General features: G+C 42.5%; 19 protein-coding genes. 3 read left to right on the top strand and 16 right to left on the bottom strand.

Annotated elements, in window-relative coordinates; all coding sequences use genetic code 11:
* Positions 1–41: 41 nt before the first annotated feature.
* From B3B27_RS10485 to B3B27_RS10425, 13 genes are all read right to left on the bottom strand, one after another.
* Complete coding sequence (locus B3B27_RS10485; protein ID WP_238866746.1) at positions 42–1,136, bottom strand: glycosyltransferase family 2 protein; 1,095 nt, start codon at positions 1,134–1,136, stop codon at positions 42–44.
* Complete coding sequence (locus B3B27_RS10480) at positions 1,133–1,750, bottom strand: lysophospholipid acyltransferase family protein (protein ID WP_286847395.1); 618 nt, start codon at positions 1,748–1,750, stop codon at positions 1,133–1,135. Before B3B27_RS10480 ends, B3B27_RS10485 begins: the two co-directional genes overlap by 4 nt.
* Before the next feature lie 37 nt (positions 1,751–1,787).
* Positions 1,788–2,438: a carotenoid biosynthesis protein gene (locus B3B27_RS10475; RefSeq protein ID WP_286833276.1), complete on the bottom strand. Its 651-nt coding sequence runs from the start codon at positions 2,436–2,438 to the stop codon at positions 1,788–1,790.
* The gene (gene idi / locus B3B27_RS10470; protein ID WP_286847393.1) at positions 2,435–2,956 is read right to left on the bottom strand and encodes an isopentenyl-diphosphate Delta-isomerase; all 522 of its coding nucleotides are present in this window, start codon (positions 2,954–2,956) and stop codon (positions 2,435–2,437) included. Before idi ends, B3B27_RS10475 begins: the two co-directional genes overlap by 4 nt.
* Positions 2,953–3,816, bottom strand: a complete 864-nt coding sequence (locus B3B27_RS10465) for a phytoene/squalene synthase family protein (RefSeq protein WP_286847391.1) — start codon at positions 3,814–3,816, stop codon at positions 2,953–2,955. Before B3B27_RS10465 ends, idi begins: the two co-directional genes overlap by 4 nt.
* Before the next feature lie 779 nt (positions 3,817–4,595).
* Positions 4,596–5,750 carry a cytochrome d ubiquinol oxidase subunit II gene (gene cydB / locus B3B27_RS10460; protein WP_238866757.1) on the bottom strand — a complete coding sequence of 385 codons (1,155 nt, stop codon included), beginning with the start codon at positions 5,748–5,750 and terminating at the stop codon, positions 4,596–4,598.
* Between the two features lie 35 nt (positions 5,751–5,785).
* The gene (locus B3B27_RS10455; protein WP_238866758.1) at positions 5,786–7,390 is read right to left on the bottom strand and encodes a cytochrome ubiquinol oxidase subunit I; all 1,605 of its coding nucleotides are present in this window, start codon (positions 7,388–7,390) and stop codon (positions 5,786–5,788) included.
* Positions 7,391–7,419: 29 nt separating this feature from the next.
* Positions 7,420–7,659, bottom strand: a complete 240-nt coding sequence (locus B3B27_RS10450) for a DUF4492 domain-containing protein (protein WP_238866760.1) — start codon at positions 7,657–7,659, stop codon at positions 7,420–7,422.
* Positions 7,613–7,834: a hypothetical protein gene (locus B3B27_RS10445; protein ID WP_286847390.1), complete on the bottom strand. Its 222-nt coding sequence runs from the start codon at positions 7,832–7,834 to the stop codon at positions 7,613–7,615. The genes B3B27_RS10450 and B3B27_RS10445 overlap by 47 nt, the downstream gene beginning before the upstream one ends.
* A 47-nt stretch (positions 7,835–7,881) precedes the next feature.
* Positions 7,882–8,190 carry a DUF3467 domain-containing protein gene (locus tag B3B27_RS10440; RefSeq protein WP_238866764.1) on the bottom strand — a complete coding sequence of 103 codons (309 nt, stop codon included), beginning with the start codon at positions 8,188–8,190 and terminating at the stop codon, positions 7,882–7,884.
* 264 nt (positions 8,191–8,454) lie between these two features.
* Positions 8,455–9,924, bottom strand: coding sequence for an NAD(P)(+) transhydrogenase (Re/Si-specific) subunit beta (locus B3B27_RS10435; RefSeq protein ID WP_238866766.1), 1,470 nt, complete (start codon positions 9,922–9,924; stop codon positions 8,455–8,457).
* Entirely contained in the window at positions 9,921–10,229 is a 309-nt protein-coding gene (locus B3B27_RS10430; protein ID WP_238866768.1) for an NAD(P) transhydrogenase subunit alpha, read from the bottom strand. The genes B3B27_RS10435 and B3B27_RS10430 overlap by 4 nt, the downstream gene beginning before the upstream one ends.
* A gap of 81 nt (positions 10,230–10,310) precedes the next feature.
* A complete protein-coding gene (locus B3B27_RS10425) occupies positions 10,311–11,468 on the bottom strand; it encodes an NAD(P) transhydrogenase subunit alpha (protein ID WP_238866770.1) in 1,158 nt (385 codons plus the stop codon).
* Between the two features lie 299 nt (positions 11,469–11,767).
* On the opposite strand from B3B27_RS10425, the gene B3B27_RS10420 reads away from it, so the two are divergent.
* Positions 11,768–12,760 (top strand): class II fructose-bisphosphate aldolase, encoded by a 993-nt coding sequence (locus tag B3B27_RS10420; protein ID WP_238866772.1) that lies wholly within the window; start codon positions 11,768–11,770, stop codon positions 12,758–12,760.
* Between the two features lie 105 nt (positions 12,761–12,865).
* Here B3B27_RS10420 and B3B27_RS10415 read toward each other — a convergent pair whose 3' ends face one another.
* From B3B27_RS10415 to prmA, 3 genes are all read right to left on the bottom strand, one after another.
* Positions 12,866–15,535, bottom strand: coding sequence for a 4-alpha-glucanotransferase (locus tag B3B27_RS10415; protein WP_286847388.1), 2,670 nt, complete (start codon positions 15,533–15,535; stop codon positions 12,866–12,868).
* Positions 15,536–15,867: 332 nt separating this feature from the next.
* Positions 15,868–17,538, bottom strand: a complete 1,671-nt coding sequence (locus tag B3B27_RS10410; protein ID WP_238866777.1) for a putative transporter — start codon at positions 17,536–17,538, stop codon at positions 15,868–15,870.
* A gap of 66 nt (positions 17,539–17,604) precedes the next feature.
* Positions 17,605–18,441, bottom strand: coding sequence for a 50S ribosomal protein L11 methyltransferase (gene prmA / locus B3B27_RS10405; protein WP_286847386.1), 837 nt, complete (start codon positions 18,439–18,441; stop codon positions 17,605–17,607).
* A gap of 522 nt (positions 18,442–18,963) precedes the next feature.
* On the opposite strand from prmA, the gene B3B27_RS10400 reads away from it, so the two are divergent.
* Together B3B27_RS10400 and B3B27_RS10395 are read left to right on the top strand one after the other, a co-directional pair.
* A complete protein-coding gene (locus B3B27_RS10400; protein WP_238866781.1) occupies positions 18,964–20,055 on the top strand; it encodes a tetratricopeptide repeat protein in 1,092 nt (363 codons plus the stop codon).
* Positions 20,056–20,102: 47 nt separating this feature from the next.
* Positions 20,103–20,654, top strand: a complete 552-nt coding sequence (locus tag B3B27_RS10395) for an RNA polymerase sigma factor (RefSeq protein WP_238866783.1) — start codon at positions 20,103–20,105, stop codon at positions 20,652–20,654.
* The last annotated feature ends 25 nt before the right edge of the window (positions 20,655–20,679 follow it).

Raw genomic sequence — 20,679 nt, 5'->3', positions numbered from 1 at the left:
GATTATTCACTTTTCACATGTTGCTTTTAATAAGAATGCAACTATATACTCCGCCCCTTCCAGCGGAACGTTTTTTTTCTTTTGTTGACGAGCGAGCGTAGTATAAAGACTCCCAGCATCAGTTGTTGCGGGAGGAACAGCAGCAGGTTGTAACCCGCCTTCAGACCTGCTGTCAATGATGCAGCAATTCGGGCGAGGAGGGTGGTAGCAAGCCAGAGCCAGAGTCCGTCACATCTCCCCGCGACGATGAAGACAATGAAGCCGAGAGAGGTGACCAGCCAGTAGAGGATCGCAGCCGGCGATGAGTTGCCGAAGAAGTATGTGACGTTCTTCGAGAAACCTTCCACCGCTTCCGGCAGGGAGCGATACATGCGGCAGCGTACCCCCTCAATGCCGGTGAGGCAGCTCACCCGCCTGCGTTCCCGCTTCAGATAGCGGGCAATCTCGATATCCTCCGCCCGGCTTTTCGGGAACTGCCGGTGAGGCTCAAGCTCTTCATAGGTTTTACGCTTGAACATCATAAACTGCCCGTTAGCAGCTGACAGCGAGGATAAACCCGATAGGCGCACCAGCGGGAGTGGCAGCAACGTGAGCAGGATAATCTGCATATTGGGCACGGTAATCTTCTCACCGATGGAGCGCATCTCCTGTGTAGGGAAGATGCTCATCAGGTCGCATTGCCACCGTTGCATATAGCACATGGAACGGTCGATCACTCCCTCTCCCACCCTAACATCGGCATCGAGGAAGAGGAGGTAGTTACCTGTTGCTTCCTTTGCCAGGCGGCAGCAGGCATGGTTCTTGCCAGACCAGCCGCCGGGCAATTCGCCACCGCGTATCAGCCGGATGCGGAAATCGTGTGCGGCAAACTCTTCTACAATCCTTGCGGTATCATCGGCGGACTGGTCGTCGAAGACGATGATCTCCCGGATACGGTCTGAGACAGTAACAAGATCGTTTAACAACCTGACAATGTTCGTCTCCTCGTCGCGCGCGGGTATCAGCAACGACAAGCTTGGCGGCTGTATTGCATCTTCACGCTCCGGCAGCCGCTCCCGGAAAAAGAGGTTAACCAGTGCTACCAAAAGTTGTATCAGCGCAAAGGCAAGAATAAGGCAGGCTATGTATTCCGTCATTCGGTCCGTGATGTTTGGAGGGTTAGACAATCGGAATAAAACCGGTTATAGGCTTCCTCCAGCGCTTCGCGGCGGAACTGCCCTTCATAATCGCGCAGGTATATGGTGAGTGATGGTTTCGGATGCGCCAGGTAGTCTATCATGTTGACCGACATAAGCAACTGAACCATACCTTCCCTACCCTGCAGGATGCGCTCGATTCCCTTCTCGAAGTGGAAGCTCTTGCAGTAGAGCGACTGCAACCTGCCCTGAGGGTATATTAGCACCATGTTGCCCTTATCTTGAAGCAGTGATGATGCATACCGGAGTGAATACAATGCCTCCCGGCTATTCCTCTTCACCGAAAAAGCTCCGGTGTAGTTGAAAAAGCGGAAACGGAGCAACTGATCTTCCTGCATCATGAAATGAATCTTGCGCTTTACCACCTCCAGCTTGAGGTACATCGCCCAGAAGCCGTCCCACCAACCAATGTGGTTACCGATCAGCAGCACTGGAAACCCCCGGTCCGCGAATGTACCCTCTACTGTCACTTGGTGGAAATGTCTTTTCAGCAACCAGCGGGTGTAGTGCTGGAAGAATGGGTAGATGAAGAAGTGGTGTCTTGAGCGAAGCATCTAAGTCTCTATTCGATATAATTGATAATACAGCGAATCAATTAATTAACAGTATAAACAGAAAGAAAAGCGTCTGCACTATGAAGAGCGGCAATGCCATCGGGTTGCGGTCGCTGACCTTCATCATGTAGCGTATTGTATGGAAGATGACAGCCAGCAGCCCCCACATAAGGTAGTTCTGTATGGGGATTACATCCTCTTGCCACGACCACATGTCCATCTTGGGAGCTACATGTTCCATGACCAGGTCATAACCCACCATCATCAGCGAGGGCCACACGATGCCGTCGAGCAGGTTACACTGCATCGGGGTGAAGATGGCCGATGTAAGATAGATCATCAACACCCAGCTGAGCCCGATAAACGGCGGTGTACCGGCAATCCTGGGTCCCAGTCCGCTACCGTAAAGGTAGCTGCCGAACAGCGCGCCGGTGTTGACTCCCCACATCTCAACCATGAAGCCGGCGGTGAAGACAAAGGTGTAAAAAACAATCCTTTTTAGCTGCCCCCCACTCCGGCGGCCGCTATCGTACCATATGAGCAGCAAGAACGAGAGCAGCAATACCAACGGCGTCAACAGCATAAAGGCCCCGTGCGTAAGGGGTATGCTGAACCCGACGACTCCCACTCCATAGATCACCACGATGCGGCGAACCATATTCTTCTCCTTGAGGGTATATTTTGTCATGTACCGGCTGAACGCTGAAAAATCAATTTAAACCACTCGGTGAAGCGACCTGAATACAGTCTCAACTCCTCATGCAGCGCCTCCGAAGTAACGTATCTCCACTCATCAACTTCATCGGGGTGTGGCCGTGGAACCTCATCGCTGGTCAGGGAGAAGACCCTGTCGTACTCATACTCGGTCAGCTCCTTATCCACCTTTGCCCGGTAAATGAAGTCGAAAAGATGCTCCAATTCTCCTTCGGCAGCGATACCCATCTCCTCCTGCAGCCTGCGACGGGCTGCATCGGCATGTGCTTCTCCCGGCCATGGGTGTGTACAGCAGGCGTTGGTCCAGAGGCAGGCAGAGTGGTACTTTCCAGCGGCACGGCGGTGCAGGAGCCAGTCGCCGGAAGAGTTAAATACCAGCACCGATACTGCACGGTGCAACGTAGGATGGCGGTGTGCTTCCATTTTCTCCATGGTCCCGACAGGATTGTCCTGCTCGTCGACCAATTGCACCAGGTTTTGTATTTCTGTCATATGATCTGCATATGTAATTTGTGTTTGAGGACGGCACCGGAAAGCAACCGGAACTTTTCGGCATTGGGGATTCGTATTCTTCTGGAAATCAATTCACAGGCAGGTGTTTCACGGATCTTGTCCAGTAAACGCACATAGTATCGGTAGGCAGTATGAACGGCAAGGCGTGAGTTGTCGGGCAACCGCCGAATCCCCTTGAGGGCCTCGGCAAAATCGGCCTTGATATCATCCACCAGCTCCAGTTTGGTTTGCTCATTAAAATGCTCCAAAGAAAAGACGGGAAAGTAAATACGTCCCAGCTCCAGCACATCGTGCCGCAAGTCACGCAGGAAATTGACTTTCTGAAAAGCTGAGCCAAGGCGCATAGCCGGCATCACCAGTTCTCCGAACAACTGTTCGTCATGGTCACAAAAAACCCTGAGGCACATCAACCCCACCACGTCCGCCGATCCATAGATATACCATTCAGTCTCGAGCCTGGTGGTATAAATCTTCTTCTCCAGGTCGGCACGCATGCTGGCCAGGAATGCCCGGACATAGGCATCATCGATGCCGTAGCGGTTGACGGTGAGCAAGAAGGAATTGATCACCGGGTTTGAACTTACGCCCTGCTCCAGAGCAAAATAGTAGTCCGCCTCGAACCGGTCAAGCAGAATTTTTTGGTCACAGCCGTGGAACGAGTCAACGATCTCATCGGCCAACCGCACAAAGCCGTATATACCGTGAATTGCTTCCCTAACAGGCGAAGGAAAGAGCTGTGTAGCAGAGTAGAAAGAAGTACTGTAGTGCCTAGTCACCTCGCGGCTCATCCCAAAGGATAGCTTGCAATATTTCAAATAGCCGGTGTCTTCTGTGATCATCTGTCAATATTTTTAAAAAGTGGTGCACCATCAGCTTGTAAATATCAGAGACAAATGTAATTTGTTTTTTGAAATTTCACAATCAACACATTAAATCCGCCTGCCATTTAACTATTTATAACTGATTTAAATACTATTGAGTAGGTATGCTGATTACTCCCCTGCCCTATCATTCGAATAGACAAAAGGAGCTCAGATCTGTACTGATCTGTTATGTACTAAATTAGATTTAAAAAACATATATACACAAATATTTTCTTTATGTTATACAACATATTTTTGAACATTATGTTAATCTGATGTTATCAGCTAAACTTCTTTTTGTCAATCATTCAACAAGTTCCATCAGGTCCCGGTAAATTGTTTTCACAAATATGTTTATTCATGGTAATTGTTTAACACGGAAAATATTTTACATCATTTATAATATTTTTTTACTTGACCACCTTTATTTGAATGCTGCTTGCACATGGCTATTGATATAAAGTTTTTATCACTATTGTGCCTCTACAAATTGTTATTTTCCAATAATTGTTGTGCTCCTAAACATTTGCATTAAATTTTAAAAGTGATGGGTTAATTTTCCTCTCATTTCGACAGTCGGCATAATAATGTTTATTAGCTGATTGATCGAGCAATAGAGCAATAAATTTATTTTATTATCTAGCAACAATTATATCAATTATGTTGATTAGCATAGTAACATGCCAGACATAATAAAAGAGGGGATGAATAATCCGACTATTCATCCCCCTCCGTTTTATTTTGAAATTGTAATATCAATAAGAATTTCCGTCTGTTTTAAGATCTTCAAGACTGAGTTTTTTCCTTTCAAGGGCCCTCCATGCGTAGAAAATATAGGCAACTACCACAGGGACAAAGAGAGATACTATTGCCATTACCGAGAGAGTGAATTCACTCGACGATGAGTTTTGCAGGGTTAGAGAACTCTGCAGGTCAATTGAAGAGGGATAGTAGGCCGTATTGTTATATCCTGCCACCAGAAACAACATGGTTACGGTAACTACTGTTCCTGCACCTGCAAACCATATACCTTTTTTGAATTTCAAATTGAAAACGGTATTGAAGATACCGTACAACACTGACACAACTCCCATTATAAAGAGCACCATCACTATCGGCATATCAATAAAATTGCTCAAATACTTCATTTTTTCCAGATAAACAACCTTTGTGACTGGGTTTAAAGCGTAACCTTCAGCCAAGAGTGTCCAAATAAGAAAAACAAGAAAAAACAAAACAAAAGGTACTCCATTATATAGGGTAAACCGGCGTGATCTCTTTTCCAGATCTTTATGATCGAGGCGATTCACAAAAAAGAGGCTTGCCAAAGTTCTTGAAAGGAACAATACCGCGAGTCCCAGGCTCAGGTTTCTTACATTGGCCAGCAGTTCTAGTCCATGAAGCGGATTTTGCCACTGGCTTATAACAGGGCCTGAACCTCCCAAAACAGCAATATTAGCTTTTCCTACAGTAAATTCCGAACCTGTGAAAAATGTTGCAACAACCACGCCAAGCAGAAAAGTACCTATCACTCCATTTAAAAACAGCAACATACGATAAGCACCTGCTCCAAATATATTACCAGGTTTGGATTGAAACTCGTATGATACTGCCTGCACGACAAAGCTGAAAAGGAGGATCATCCATGCCCAGTATGCTCCGCCGAAGCTGGTAGAATAGAAAAGAGGGAACGAGGCGAAAAAAGCCCCCCCAAAGGTTACAAGTGTTGTGAACGTATATTCCCATTTGCGTCCCAAGGCATTTACAAGAAGTTTTTTTTCATCCTCCTTTTTAGAGAGTGAATTAAGCATGGACTGTCCCCCTTGCACAAACATCAGAAACACAAGGAGCCCTCCCAGAAGTGACATTATGAACCACCAGTATTTTTGTAGAAAATCATATGTAATCATAGTTTTAATCTTTAATTCTGTTCAACCTTGTAAAATCAGTTATTTTTCGATACTAACTTATCCGGGCCTTTTTTAATCTGTTTTATCATAATTGTCACCTCTGCAACAAGTAATCCTGTGAATAACACTGCGAACAAGATAAAGGTGGTGATGACATTCCCCGGAGATACTGCTGAAGCAGCTGATTGTACAGGAAGTATATCCTGAATAGTCCATGGCTGGCGGCCTACTTCGGCTACCACCCATCCCAGCTGTCCCGCAATATATGATAACGGAATACTCCACAGGGCAACATACTGAAGCCAACTGGCTGTGCTCATGCTTTTCCTGTACAGGTAGTAGAGTATTACAAAAAAGAACAGTATAAAGTAGAAACCAATAACCACCATCAGATGAAAGCTGTAAAAGGTAAGTGGCACATTGGGAATAAGATCCTCACCTTTTTCCAGGTAACCATATCCGAAATGTGCATAGTTTTCCCTTAGAACAGTTTCATAATTGGCAGCTGCCACAGCAGCAGCTGCAGCTGCTGCTGAATTGCCAGAATTAATAGCTTCATTCTCCTCCTTTCTGGCTGCCTGATAATCTGCAAGCGTCTGAATAGCCTTCCTTCCACGGGCCTGTCTCTCTTCAAACGACAATGCCACTGTGCCGTCCTGAAGTATGTATCCTCCATCTACAATATCTTTTATTCCCGGGACGAAAGCATTAATATTTCTGTATCCAAGGAGTGATAAGAGCTTTGGTATCTCAAGTTTGAAAACGTATGGGTTCACATCATCGTTGTATGCTTTCTTGGCAGGATTCAACATACCGATAGCAACTAGCCCGGCGCCCGATTTTCCCTCATATAGGCCCTCCATGGCTGCAAGCTTCATCGGCTGTTTTTGTGATACCTGATAAGCTGAGCCATCACCCGTAACTGCAAGCATAACAAAGGCGACCAGCCCTACCAGTGAACTTATTTTCAAAGTCTTTATAGCAAAATCAACGTGCCTCTTTTTAAGAAGATACCACGAAGATATTCCCACTGCGAAACTGGCACCAACACCCCATGCTGAAAAGGTAGTATGAAGAAATTTATTATATGCTACCGGCGAGAAGGCTACTGCCCAGAAATCCACCATTTCGTTACGCACTGTTTCGGGATTAAATTCCATCCCTGCAGGATATTGCATCCATGCGTTTGCAACCAAAATCCAGTATGCGGATAAGGAGGCGCCGATAAAAACCAGCCAGGTTGATGCCAGATGCATCTTCTTGCTTACCCTGTTCCAGCCAAAAAACATGATAGATATGAATGTAGCTTCCATAAAGAAAGCAAAGATACCTTCTATAGCCAAGGGAGCACCAAATATATCTCCAACAAACCAGCTGTAGTTCGACCAGTTTGTCCCAAACTGAAACTCAAGGATAATTCCTGTTGCAACGCCTATTGCAAAGTTTATCCCGAAGATTTTCTGCCAGAACCTGGTAGCACTTTTCCATTTCTCATCTCCTGTTTTCACATAGATGCTTTCCATTATTGCCATAATAAGCCCCAAACCGATTGTGAGCGGTACAAACAACCAGTGGTATCCTGCAGTGAGAGCAAATTGCGCTCTAGACCAATTAACTGTAAACACATTTAGTAGATCCATAAATTGTATATTTTATTTAATTATTCCGCTTATGGCGCTTTTTCAATTAGTTCAGTACTCACGTGCCGCGCTTTGTCAGCATCGTTATTATACCTTGAGTTTAATAGATTCGGGAAGAAGAAAGGTTTTAAAATAAAGAACATGATGATTAGTTTTATGATAACCACTATCCACAATGTCTTTCCCAGACGGCTCATGTTTAGGAATCCGTCGCGAAACATTTTAAACCAGTTGAACTTTTCCGGGGGTTTGATTATTTCTATTTCCATAATTACTGTGATTTAAATTAGAGCAAAGGTCAAACTCTTTTGCCTTATGCTTAACTAAGAAATAGCCTGATTTATATAAGCCTCTATCAGCAACAGTTCCGGCCCCTGGTAAAATGGCTGTGCCATCAGCAATACATGTAAAATAACCTGAATTCATTTTACGAATAACTTTCATTCACATGGCTGTGCCGGCAGCATTACATGAAAAGCACCGGGATAAGCTTAAGCATGCCCCATTCCGCCAAGAGGCGGCAAAAACCCGAGATCGTTCTGAACACGAATAGAACCGTTATGTTGCTCAAACTTATCAATATTATCCTTCAGTGCCATCAACAACCGTTTAGCATGTTCAGGAGTGAGGATAATTCTCGATTTTACTTTTGCTTTTGGAACACCGGGGACGATGCGAATAAAATCAATAACAAACTCAGATGAGGAGTGGGCAATAACTGCAAGGTTAGAATATACACCCTGAGCTATCTCGTCGCTCAATTCAATTTGTATCTCGTTTTCTTTATTTAAATTTTCCATTATTGATTCGTATCAGGTTCATTTAACTTAGTTCTCTTCTCGCAATGGCATAAAACAAGCGAGAATTTCCCCTGCTCGTTTATATTAACGCTATCAGCGAAGTTAATATGTACAGCAAAGAAAAAGAAATTTTTGTTATCTGCAAAAAAACAGAAGATATTCTTAATAAATCTTTCACTATTTACTAAGAATATCTTTAATTGCGTTATGAATGCCTAAAACATGCTTATACCCTATTACTATACTTAGTTGGGTATTCTCAATTCAATTCAGTTTGGCTATTATTTCATTAAGTGAATCTTTTGCATCGCCCAAAAGCAGATGAAGACCTTCGGTTCGTCTGTAGAGAGGGTTGTCTACACCTGCATACCCAGGGTTGAGGTCGTAATTGCAGATAAAAATCTCCTTGGCCTGATCAACATTCAGTACCGGCATGCCAAAGATGGGTGTATCCTTTGCTTCACGGGCAGCAGGATTTATTACATCATTAGCACCAATAACTATGGCAACATCTGTTGTAACAAAATCATCATTTACTGCATCCATTTCAAACAGTTTTTCGTAGGGAACATCAGCTTCAGCAAGAAGTACGTTCATATGACCGGGCATACGTCCGGCTACAGGATGAATAGCATACTTGACTTCGGCACCGTTAGCCTCCAGAATGTCGGCAAGCTGGCGTACCAGGTGTTGAGCCTGAGCAAGTGCCATACCGTAACCGGGTACAATAATTACAGATTTTGCCGATTTCAATATCTCTTCGGTTGTTTTTTCTGACACCTCCACAGATGCCACCTCTATGGGTTCATGTTCATCATTGCCAGGAACCGCGGCACCAGTAATAACATCATGAGATAAGCCAATCTGATCAGGGATCTTTCCTGTAACCGCTATTTTTCCAGTAACCGATGTCTTGCCGGTGAGAATATCTTTCAGGCTCCGGTTCATTGCCCTGCACATAATCTGTGTAAGCAAAAGCCCTGAAGCCCCTACAATACCACCCACTGAGACAAGCAAGAGATCGCTGACCGCCATACCGGCAATGGCACCTGCAACACCGCTCAACGAGTTTAGCAAAGATATGGTTATGGGCATATCGGCACCCCCAACCCTAATGGCAAAAGCATATCCGAAAAGTAAGCTTACAATAATACTTACAACCAACGCTATCTCCACACCGAAGGAAATATTTTTCGAAAAAGCGGAAAAGATAGCTGTCATTATCAGAACAATCAGACTGAAGTTCAATATTGCAGAATGATTTTTCCAGATCACTGGCTTCTGAGGCAGAAGCTTATGAAGTTTGCCTGCTGCCACCAGGCTTCCGGTAAGAGTAACCAGGCCTATTATAATTGCCAGTACAGATGTTACATTAACAAAAACCAGATACTCTCCAGCTATAATTCCTATACCCAGGAGAGAGAGTATGCCCACCAGAGCAGAAGCAAGCCCCCCTACACCGTTGAACAACGCAACAAGCTGAGGCATCTGTATCATTTTTACCCTCACGGCAAATGCACCTCCAATGAGAACACCTACCAGCATAAAAAGATAAATACTCCACGACTCTAGAATATTATTGAAGAGTAATGTGACTATAATAGCTAAAAAAACGCTAAAAGCACTAATCAGATTTCCAGCGACAGCCGTCTTAACTCTGCTCATCAGCGAAATACCTAACAAAACGGCAACAGACAACAGTGCACAGATGATGATATAAACAGTACTGCTCATAATTTTTTCTTCTTTTTATCAAACATTTTAAGCATTCTGTGAGTCACTCCAAAACCGCCCACCACATTCACCGTCGCAGCAATAATGGCTATACCGCCCAACAATTGCCCCAACAGCCTACCTCCGCTGTCAACAGCTATAAGAGACAACCCTACTGCAGCCACTGCTCCAAGAAGGGTGATGCCCGACAATGCATTCATGCCTGACATCAAAGGGGTGTGCAGCAGGCTGGGTACATTTTTAATAATCAGGTAACCCACAACTGATGCGGCAATAAAAACCAGTACTAAAAAGATTGGATTCATAATTTTTCAACTGTTTAAAATGTAATTAAGCATCTGCTTAACCGCTAATGCATTTTTGATGTATATAACTTTTTTTGAATATTATAATCCCATAGCTTCACGTGCGCCCTCATGTACTACCTCGTGGTTATGAGTCACCAGAATCGATCCTGTTATCTCATCTTTAAGATCAAGCACTATCTGACCCTCTTTAATAAGATAATTCACCAGATTATAAACATTATTTGCAAACATCCAGGTGGAGCTTGCAGGTATTAAGCCGGGAATATTTTTTATGCCACCAATGGTCACATTGTGTTTCACCTCCTTTGTTCCGGCAGGGGTGATCTCGCAGTTCCCCCCCTGGTCTATTGAGATGTCAACTATTACAGAACCCTTCTTCATCTCTTTCACCATATTTTCAGTGATGAGTATTGGAGCTACCTTGCCGGGTATCAGCGCACTAAGAAAGATGATATCCATCTCACATAGTACTTTACTCAACGTCTCTCTTTCCTTCTGTATCCACTCTTCTGATAGCTTTTTAGCATACCCCCCTTCACCCATAGCCTTCTCAGCAGGTACACCCGAATCAATCACTTTGGCGCCAAGGCTCTTAGCTTGCTCATTTGCAGCGGGACGGATATCCATGGCATAGGTTACCGCACCCAGCCTCTTAGCAGTTGCCAGAGCCTGTAATCCCGCTACCCCTGCACCTATAACGAGTACATTGGCAGGTTTAAGCATTCCCACAGCTGTGAACATTTGCGGCATAAAGCAGGGAAGGTCATTTGCAGCCATTATCATTCCCTTATATCCGGCACACGTGCTCATTGAGGTGAGAGCATCCATATGCTGTGCCCTCGATATACGCGGAATACCATCAAGAGTAAGGCTCGTCACACCTGCTCCGGCAAGTTTTTTCACCATCTCATGATTTCCGGGAGAGGCAGGATGTATAAAGGTGATGAGATACTGTCCCCGGTGCATCATATCCACTTCGTGCCTGTTTTCTTTTTCGTTGAACAGCGGTTCTTTTACTTTCAGAATAAGGTCGGCTCTTTTAAATAGTTGCTTCGGGCCGGGGATCAGTTCAGCCCCTACGCCTGCATATTGCTCATCATAATAGTGGGAATTTTCTCCTGCTCCGGTTTCCACAAGGACCGTTAACCCATCCTTAACAAATTTTTTCACGGTTTCTGGAGTTGCAGCAACACGGGCTTCACCCCGCATAATCTCTTTAGGTATTCCTATAATCATAATAACTAAATTGTAAGTTAAAGTAAAATAATATTAGAATAAGTGATAGTTAACTTGAAAGATATTGTCCTCAACTGAATAATGATCTGTAAGCTGACTTATCGAAAGACAAAAATAGCAAAAATAATTTGTTTAACAACCGTTTTTGGTAATTATCAATCAGATGGATTTTGTTTTTTTCACCACCTGATAATCATTTTTAAACACTCTTTCGGATTATAATTTCTCTAATTACAGATTTAATCGTATTTTTGTGATAATATTTTGATAATTCTTAAAAATAAAAAACAATTAGTACAATGGTAAGTTATAAAGAATTGGGTCTTGTAAACTCAAGAGGGCTTTTTAAAAAAGCTATTGATGGCGGATATGCTATCCCCGCTTTTAATTTCAACAACATGGAACAATTGCAGGCCATTATATCTGCTTGTGTTGAAACCAAGTCCCCTGTGATTCTGCAAGTGTCAAGCGGTGCACGTAAATATGCCAACCAGACACTGTTGCGTTATATGGCTCAGGGAGCTGTTCAATATGCCAAAGAACTTGGCTACGAAATTCCAATTGTTCTACATCTCGACCATGGAGATAGCTTTGAACTCTGTAAAGATTGTATAGAAAACGGTTTCTCATCAGTAATGATAGACGGTTCTCACCTCCCTTATGAGGAAAATGTTGCATTGACAAAAAAGGTGGTCGATTTTGCCCATCAGCATGATGTTACTGTGGAAGGAGAATTGGGTGTACTTGCCGGCATTGAAGATGACGTGCAGGCTGAACACCACACATATACCGAACCGGATGAAGTTGTAGACTTTGTAAAACGCACCGGTGTAGACTCACTTGCAATCTCTATCGGCACCTCACACGGAGCCTTTAAGTTCACTCCCGAGCAGTGCACACGCAACAAAGATGGTGTACTGGTTCCTCCTCCTTTGCGTTTCGATATTCTTGAAGAGGTTGAAAAACGAATTCCGGGCTTCCCCATCGTTCTTCACGGATCATCATCCGTTCCGCCTCAGTATGTGGAAACCATAAACAAATATGGAGGTAAGCTGAATGACTCTATCGGCATACCCGAAGAGCAATTGCGCAGAGCTGCAAAATCGTCTGTATGTAAAATAAATATCGACTCTGACGGCCGTCTTGCTATGACAGCTGCCGTGCGTGAGGTATTTGCAACCAAACCGGCTGAATTCGATCCACGAAAATATCTCGGCCCGGCACGTGAAGAGTTGAAAAAGCTCTACATGCACAAAACTGAAAATGTATTGGGTAGCGCAGGAAAAGCGTAACAATCACTATACAGCATAACTGTAAAAAGAGGGTAAAACATAATGTGTTTTTACCCTCTTTTCATGTTTACTCTAAACCTGTCATTTTTATCTCCTTTATCTCCTTTATCTCCGTGAGATTGCCTCCACTTTTTTATTGAATGTGGTCTCTTTGAGCAAGTCATCAAGCGATATATGCATTCTGTAGCGCCAGTAATGCGAAGGATTGGCGGGCACATTAATCCTTTCGTCCGCAATATCGGGATTACGAAGCCTTTCATCTATCGACATCCAGTCCTGCAAGGGAAGAATGACCCACATGGCCGATGATTGGAGATGATGTTCAATAATCTGCAGGCAGATTGCTGTATTACATTCGGCCGGTGCGGTACCCTCTCGATGCAGTACCTCATTATAATAACGTTGTGTTAGTTCCCGGTTTTCAGTCCACCATAAACGGAGGGGCGACATATCATGTGTTGATGTAGTACAAACGGAGAGATAAGGAAGCTTTTGCAGGTCGGTGAAAGTAGCATGCTGATCTTTGGGCATTCGTTCAATCTCCAAGCTCAATATCTGCAATTCATGCATTACCGAAGGTACACAGTCGGGCACCATACCCAGGTCTTCTCCACATACCATCATCGGTGTAGATGAAATAAGCACAGGCAGTTTTTTCATTGCCTGTTCTCTCCAAAAATAGTTATGACGGTTGTAAAAAAATTCGACATAAAGGCGATTAAAAGCCTCTTTTACATTATCATCCAGATACTTGTACGAATAGGTGTATTGTGCCGTAATGCGCGGATGAAAACGATTTTGATCAAGTGGATCTCGAATAAAAAGGACCTCTGTACAAAGAGATAGAAGACCATCGCATATAAGTCGGCTTTTCTTGTCAGACTTACTATCAAATAGGTGTTTGATTTTTTTTTGAGAATCACAAAACGGCTTTAGCTTGAAACGCTGCCAACCCGATACCTCCAGGTAATTCTCCTTTACTTCTTTGGTATATTTATCAAAAATATCCGGTAAAAAATGTTCATGAATAAACGGTTTTACCATTCTCTCTTCATCGAAAGGAATACCTGCCCGGTTAATCTCTTCAGCCCAGTAGGGCAATGCCGGGTTAAAGTGGCCTAATAGTCCTTGTACGGCATCCAGAGGTATTTCCCAGATACGGAAAAATCCCAGGATATGATCGATACGGTATGCATCAAAATAGTCCGCCATTTTTTGGAATCGGCTTATCCACCATGCATACCCGTCCTCCTCCATCGCATACCAGTTGTAAGTAGGAAATCCCCAGTTTTGGCCAAAGAATGAAAAGTCGTCGGGCGGTGCACCGCTTTGCGTATCCATATTAAACAGATTGGGATTGGTCCACGCATCAATACTGTTTCTACTTATTCCGATAGGAATGTCTCCCTTGAGTGTTACACCTCTGCTGTGAGCATACTTCTTTACCCGGGAAAATTGTTTGTGAAGCAGGAACTGCACAAAGAACCAGTAATTAGTCTCATTTTTCGCTTCCGGATAAACTTCAAGCATCCGTTTCAAGCGGGCTTCATCGTAACTACTGAATTCACCCCAGTTTCTAAAGTCAGCCGTACTGTTTTTATCGCGCAGCAGACAGTAGCATGCATATGGAAAGATCCAGGCTTTATTCTTTTCATAAAATACGATGTATTCTTCCGAAGACAGTACTTCCCTACCATCCTGCACGAAGAGATCCCTGCTGTAACGTCTCTTGAGCTTAAGCACCTTTTCATAGTCCAACTTGGGTAGGCAGTTAAGATGTTCCGCCTCTTCCCTGTAATCTTTAAGCTTCTTCTTATCTTTTAAAGGATATTCCATGCACCCCAAATATATTGGGTGGAGTGCATAAATTGATATACCACTGTATGGATATGAGTCGCACCATGTGCCCGTGGACGTGGTATCATTCACCGGAAGCAGCTGAATAAGTTGTTGACGGGTAGCCACTGCCCAGTCTATCATCTTGTGCAAATCGGTAAAATCGCCCACTCCAAAGCTTTCGTTTGTTCTCAACGAGAAAACAGGTATTGAAGTACCCACTCCCTTATATGAAAAGTGATGATGATGATATTGCAGAGCCATCTCAGCAAAGAGCCTGTAGTTTTTATGAGCCTTTCCTGCATACAGAATGCGGTTTCCACCATCTTCCCAGTGAATGGCTTTTCCACTTTTTTTATCGAGAATGACAAACTTATAATAACATGTTTCGGGCAGTTCCTCAGCATCAAGCACTATCTGCCATTCGCCGTCATTCACGAGCGATAGTGTTTTGGCTTTTTTTAAGTCCCATCCGCCCAATGCCTCGCAATCGCCGCTCACGGAAAGGATCTGGTCCCTGCATACATAAGGACATGTTACATTCAATAAAACTGTTTGAGAGTAATATTCTGAGGGTAGAGGCTCTTTTTCATGAAAAAATATACTTTCTGTAAAAGCCGATGAGTATAAATAGGTGTGGTATGGCCTGTTTTTCCAAAGGTCCTGAACAAGATACTCTTTAATCTTTTCAATGACGTTAAGTCTTCGGTTGCTTCCCCATTCACGTCGAATGGTACTGTTCCCCTGCCTGATAAAATAGTAGTATTGAAGCTCCGCCGTTTCTGATACATTAATTTCCGTATACCACCTGTCGCCATCATTCGAAAGGACAACAGCATCGGTTTCATTATAATTACCCAGTTCGGGAATAGAACCACAGAGGCATACCGACTGACCCCATGTGGTATGATAATCAATTTGAAAAGTAAGAAGTACCATTCTGTTTCTTTCGTTTAGTAAGATTTTCTTCTTTTTTAACGTATTATGCGTATTAAATTATTTTAGATTCAGAACAAATCTACAACTATTAGTCAACGAAAGAAGTGATTACATGCAACTTTTACTCATAAAACAGTGCAAACGATTGCGACAAAACATATCTCTTGCTACACTATAATACTTCCTGCCCTCCCCAAGCGTGCCCGAAACGATGGCGATAAAACATGTTTTTTGTAGCACCAACCGTCACATTTTCACATTTAGAAATACAACAATCACTAATTCGCGCATCAAATATAATCAGCTGCCAGAACAATAATGGCAGCTTTAAGTTAAATAAAAAGAAGGATAAGCAGTTGCGCCGTAATTACTCTGAGAAACATCGTAAGTGGATATACGGTTGCATAACTCACTGAAGGCACATCATTTCCGGCTGTCGCATTTGAATATGACAATGCTGGCGGATCGGTCATACTGCCTGCAATCAATCCCATAAGTGTAAAATAGTTCAGCTTACATACCTTTCTTCCTATAGTACCAATTATCAATAATGGAATCACGGTGATGATAGCGCCATAGCCAATCCATTTGTAGCCACCATTAACTACTGTTTCTACAAAATTCTCACCGGCACCCAATCCCACGCAAGCAAGGAAAATTGCAATACCTATCTCCCGTAACATCAGGTTTGCACTCATAGTGGTATATGTAACAAGCTTGTATTTAGGGCCGAATTTACTTATCAGAATTGATATGATAAGCGGGCCGCCTGCAAGCCCAAGTTTCACAGGCTGAGGAATACCGGGTAACATAAAAGGGATGCTTCCCACTAATACACCCAGTGCTATTCCCAGAAATATTGATATAAGATTGGGTTCTCTAAGCCGTTTCAGAGAGTTTCCAAGAAATTTTTCAACGTTGGCAATATCTGACTCAGCCCCTACCACCGTTACACGGTCACCCAACTGCAGCTGGAGCCTCGAATCGGCAATAAGGTCGACACCGGCGCGATTCACACGTGTAATATTTACTCCAAAAATATTTCTCAATTTCAGGTTACCTATTGATCGGCCGTTGATCTCGGATTTGGTGATGTTAATTCTGCGGGAAACAAGTTGTGAATCGAGCTTATTCCACTCCTCCCTACCCATATCTATAAGCTTTCCTATGAGAGCTTCAATAACATCAATATTCTTAAGGTTTGAAACAACCATAATTTTGTCATCCTCATTCAATATTGTTTCTGTACGCGGTACCGCCAGTCCATTTGTCTGTGAGTGTAAAACCCTGGAAATCACAAATTCCTTGTCAATAAGTGTTTTTACTTCATGTATATTCTTTCCGAAAATGGCGGGATTCTTAACCTGAAGCGAGAACATATGTGCTTCATTCATTTTGGATTCGCTGTTTTCATCGAGCCTTTTATTCTCTTTGTGAAGATCAATTTTGAATATATATCTGAAAAATACAATACTCATTATTATCCCCACTACTCCAAGCGGATAGGTCACGGCATATGCTGTGGCAATAGAAGGATCGGTTGAACCGGTAATATCGGTATATGTTTGCTGAGCCGCACCCAAGCCAGGTGTATTGGTTACAGCACCCGAAAGGATACCCACCATGGTTACAATGGGTATTCCATTAACAAGATGAATAACGTATGCTGTTAAAACTCCAAGTATTACAACACCCGATGCCAGCAGGTTCAGTGTCATTCCTCCCTGCTTGAACGAAGAAAAAAAGCTGGGGCCCACCTGCATTCCAATGGAATAGATAAAAAGGATAAGCCCAAACTCTTTCAGAAAGTGCAATACCTCACCGTTAACCTCCAGTCCAAGATGTCCTAAAAATATACCAAGAAAAAGTATCCATGTTGTCCCCAGCGATATACCAAATATTTTTATTTTCCCCAGTAATAAACCTCCGGAAATAACAAGAGCAAGAACTAATATTGAATGCGCAATCCCAGAACCTGTAACTAACTCTACTAACCACTCCATTTGTAAATAACCTAAATAATATCAATTTTTTAAAGTTGCGCAAAGGTAATACTTATTTTATTTAATTCAAAAACGAAACGAAACAGCAACCCATTGATCCATCACCAAAAAGTGCTGATATACTAAGCCGTATTCTTCGCTTTTGGCGCGGATGGCAGGGATATCCTCTGCGAAGAACCCGCTCATAACAATCTGTCCGCCAACATTTAGCACGTTAACATATAATGGAAAATCCCTTAAAAGAATATTCCTGTTGATATTGGCTAAAATTACATCATATGTTTCAGAGCCTAACAACCCGGCACCTCCCTGCAACACTCGAATGTTTTCAGTACCGTTCAGTTGCACATTCTCAAGAGCATTGTTATAGGCCCACTCATCTATATCGATAGCTGTAACGCGCTCAGCCCCTTTCATCGATGCTAATATTGCCAGCAAAGCCGTACCGCATCCCATATCAAGAACCGATTTACCTGCCAGGTTCATGGCTAGAATCTCTTTCATCATCAAACCGGTGGTCTGGTGATGGCCGGTTCCGAAAGCCATCTTAGGATCGATAAGAATGTTGTATTCATACTCCTTTTCCGGCCGGTGGAAAGAGCTATGGATGCATACCTTTTCATCGATTACAATAGGCTGAAAATAGTTTTTCTCCCACTCTTCGTTCCAGTCTTTATCTTCCATTGCATGGGATGAATAGGTGATTGTTGCTTCCATGGGAAATTTCGAAAGAAGATCATCAATCTCTTTCTCCGAAAACAGGGTTGCCGGTAAGTAGGCATCCAAACCTCTGTTTGCCGGAACAAATGTCTCAAATCCAATCTCAGCCAGAAGTGCTGCCAGAACATCGGTTATAACCTCATTTGCCGGATTACAATCAAATTGTACCTGAATATACTGCATAATATTTTATTTTATAATAATAGAAAGCGTTTTGGTTTTTTACTCAAAAATCTTGCTCACTTTGTTGACTTTCATAAACTTAATAGCCAAGCAAATGTCTCGATTTGCCATATATAAATAATTGCCGGCAGAATTGGTTTTGCCGAAAATCAGTAATCTTTATCCAGTATTGTCTGGTGTCGAAATAAACATTTACCTAAGTATTATCATTTATAAACTATTTGATATTTTGGGCTTTAGGAGCAAGTTCTTCTGCTGAATGCAAAAATCTAATCTGTACTTCTCGTCTCAAAAGCAGTTTTTCAGCCATAAAAATGAGACTACAAAATTAAACAACTTTTCCTTATGTCTTATATAAAAACGGAGCTACATGGAAAAGTTACTGTCACCAAAAAAAGTAAAAAACCCGATACTTGTACATAAAATTTGTTTATAAGTGTTACAATTTACACCATTTCTATAAATATAAATCCAGAATTACTTTTTTTGTCTTACTTTTATCAACCCAAATGAATTTTTACGATGATGAGAACCTTATTTACAATCACTTTTTTAGTGGGCACTTTCTCAATCCTATTATATGGGCAGAGTGCCAACGTACAAAAGCTCATTCAGGAAGGTGTGGAACTGCACGATGCGGGTGAATATAAGAGCGCTATCGGGAAATACAGAAAAGCTCTTGAAATTGATCCAAAAGATATTCATGCAACCTATGAACTGTCATTGTCATATCTGGCACTTAATGATTATCAAAATGCATCGAAATTCAGTACTGTAGTAATTAATTCAAAGAATAAAGAGCTTTCAACCGGTGCTTACGCTGTAAAAAGTGAAGCACTGGCAGGAATGAACCGGCTGGAAGATGCCATCAATCTCCTTGAAGAAGGATTAATAAAAAACGGTGATGAATATCTACTTCATTTCAATTTGGCTGTTAACCATTACAAAAAAGGAGATATTGAAAATGCAATCGGACATATAAAAAAATCAATCGACCTGGATAAATCGCACAGCGACGCCTTCCTTCTTAACGCATATGCTTTGAACGACAAAGGATTATGGGTCCAGAGCATACTCTCGTTCCAGATGTTTCTTCTGCTGGAACCAGACAGCAAGCGTTCTAAAAACGCGTTCGAGGAGATGTTGCGCACCATGCGAATAAAAATTACTGAAGAGCCCTTGGAAAGATCTTTTATTCAACAGCAGTTGATTCGTAAAACAACCAAATCGTCGAGTCATGGAGAAATTCCTCCACTTAGCATAGAGGAAGGATTAAACCGAAATTTTGTTTACCATGCCATCATCACTGCTCTTGATTCATTGAAAAATACACCTGAAGAAGAAAGTGAATTTACACTTTTCAAGACTGTCAACAAAGAGATTATGCAGGTCATTGATAAAGAAAGCAAGAGAGATAATAATAGTTCTAAAGAGGGAGTATTATGGACGTTTTACATTCCCTTTTTCTCACATATATTTCAATCTGATTATTATGACACATTCTGCCGCTATATCAGCGTTTCGTACTACCACGATTCATATGAATGGTGGCAACAAAATACCGATATCGCACAGAATTTTATTACATGGTTCGAAAAAGGTGATAACATCTGAGATAAATATTACAAAAAATTTTTATCTTTAGATTGAATTCCGCAAATATGGAAATAAATAACGAGGAACGGCTACTGGAAGAGTTGCGCAACCCGCGCACAGCTCGTAAAGCGTTTGCCGGTATTGTGTCTGAATACAGCGAAAGGCTTTACTGGCAGATACGAAAAATGGTTTTGTCTCACGATGATGCCAACGATATCCTTCAGGATGTGTTCATAAAAGCCTGGACAAATCTTGATCATTTCAGGGGTGAGGCCAAGGTTAGTACCTGGTTATATCGTATTGCTATTAACGAAAGCATCACCTTTCTGAACAAAAAGAGAAGCCAGAATAACGTTTCCATTGACGATGATGACTCTTTTCTGCTAAACACGATAGAAGGAGACGAATATTTTGACGGTGATAAAGCACAATTACTCCTGCAGAAAGCCATCCTTACCCTTCCCGAAAAGCAACGACTTGTTTTTCAGATGAAATACTTTGACGAGATGAAATATGAAGATATGTCCGACATACTTGGTACTTCAGTTGGCGCCCTGAAAGCATCGTACCATCATGCTGTAAAGAAAATTGAAAAATTTTTGGACAAAACACATTAAACCTTTTACCTATCGTTAAGTCTAT

Origin of the sequence: Proteiniphilum sp. UBA5463, assembly GCF_002427225.1 — a bacterium.
Classification (GTDB): domain Bacteria; phylum Bacteroidota; class Bacteroidia; order Bacteroidales; family Dysgonomonadaceae; genus Proteiniphilum; species Proteiniphilum propionicum.
The sequence above is the reverse complement of the archived record's forward strand: the minus strand, read 5'-3'. Positions and strand labels throughout refer to the sequence as shown.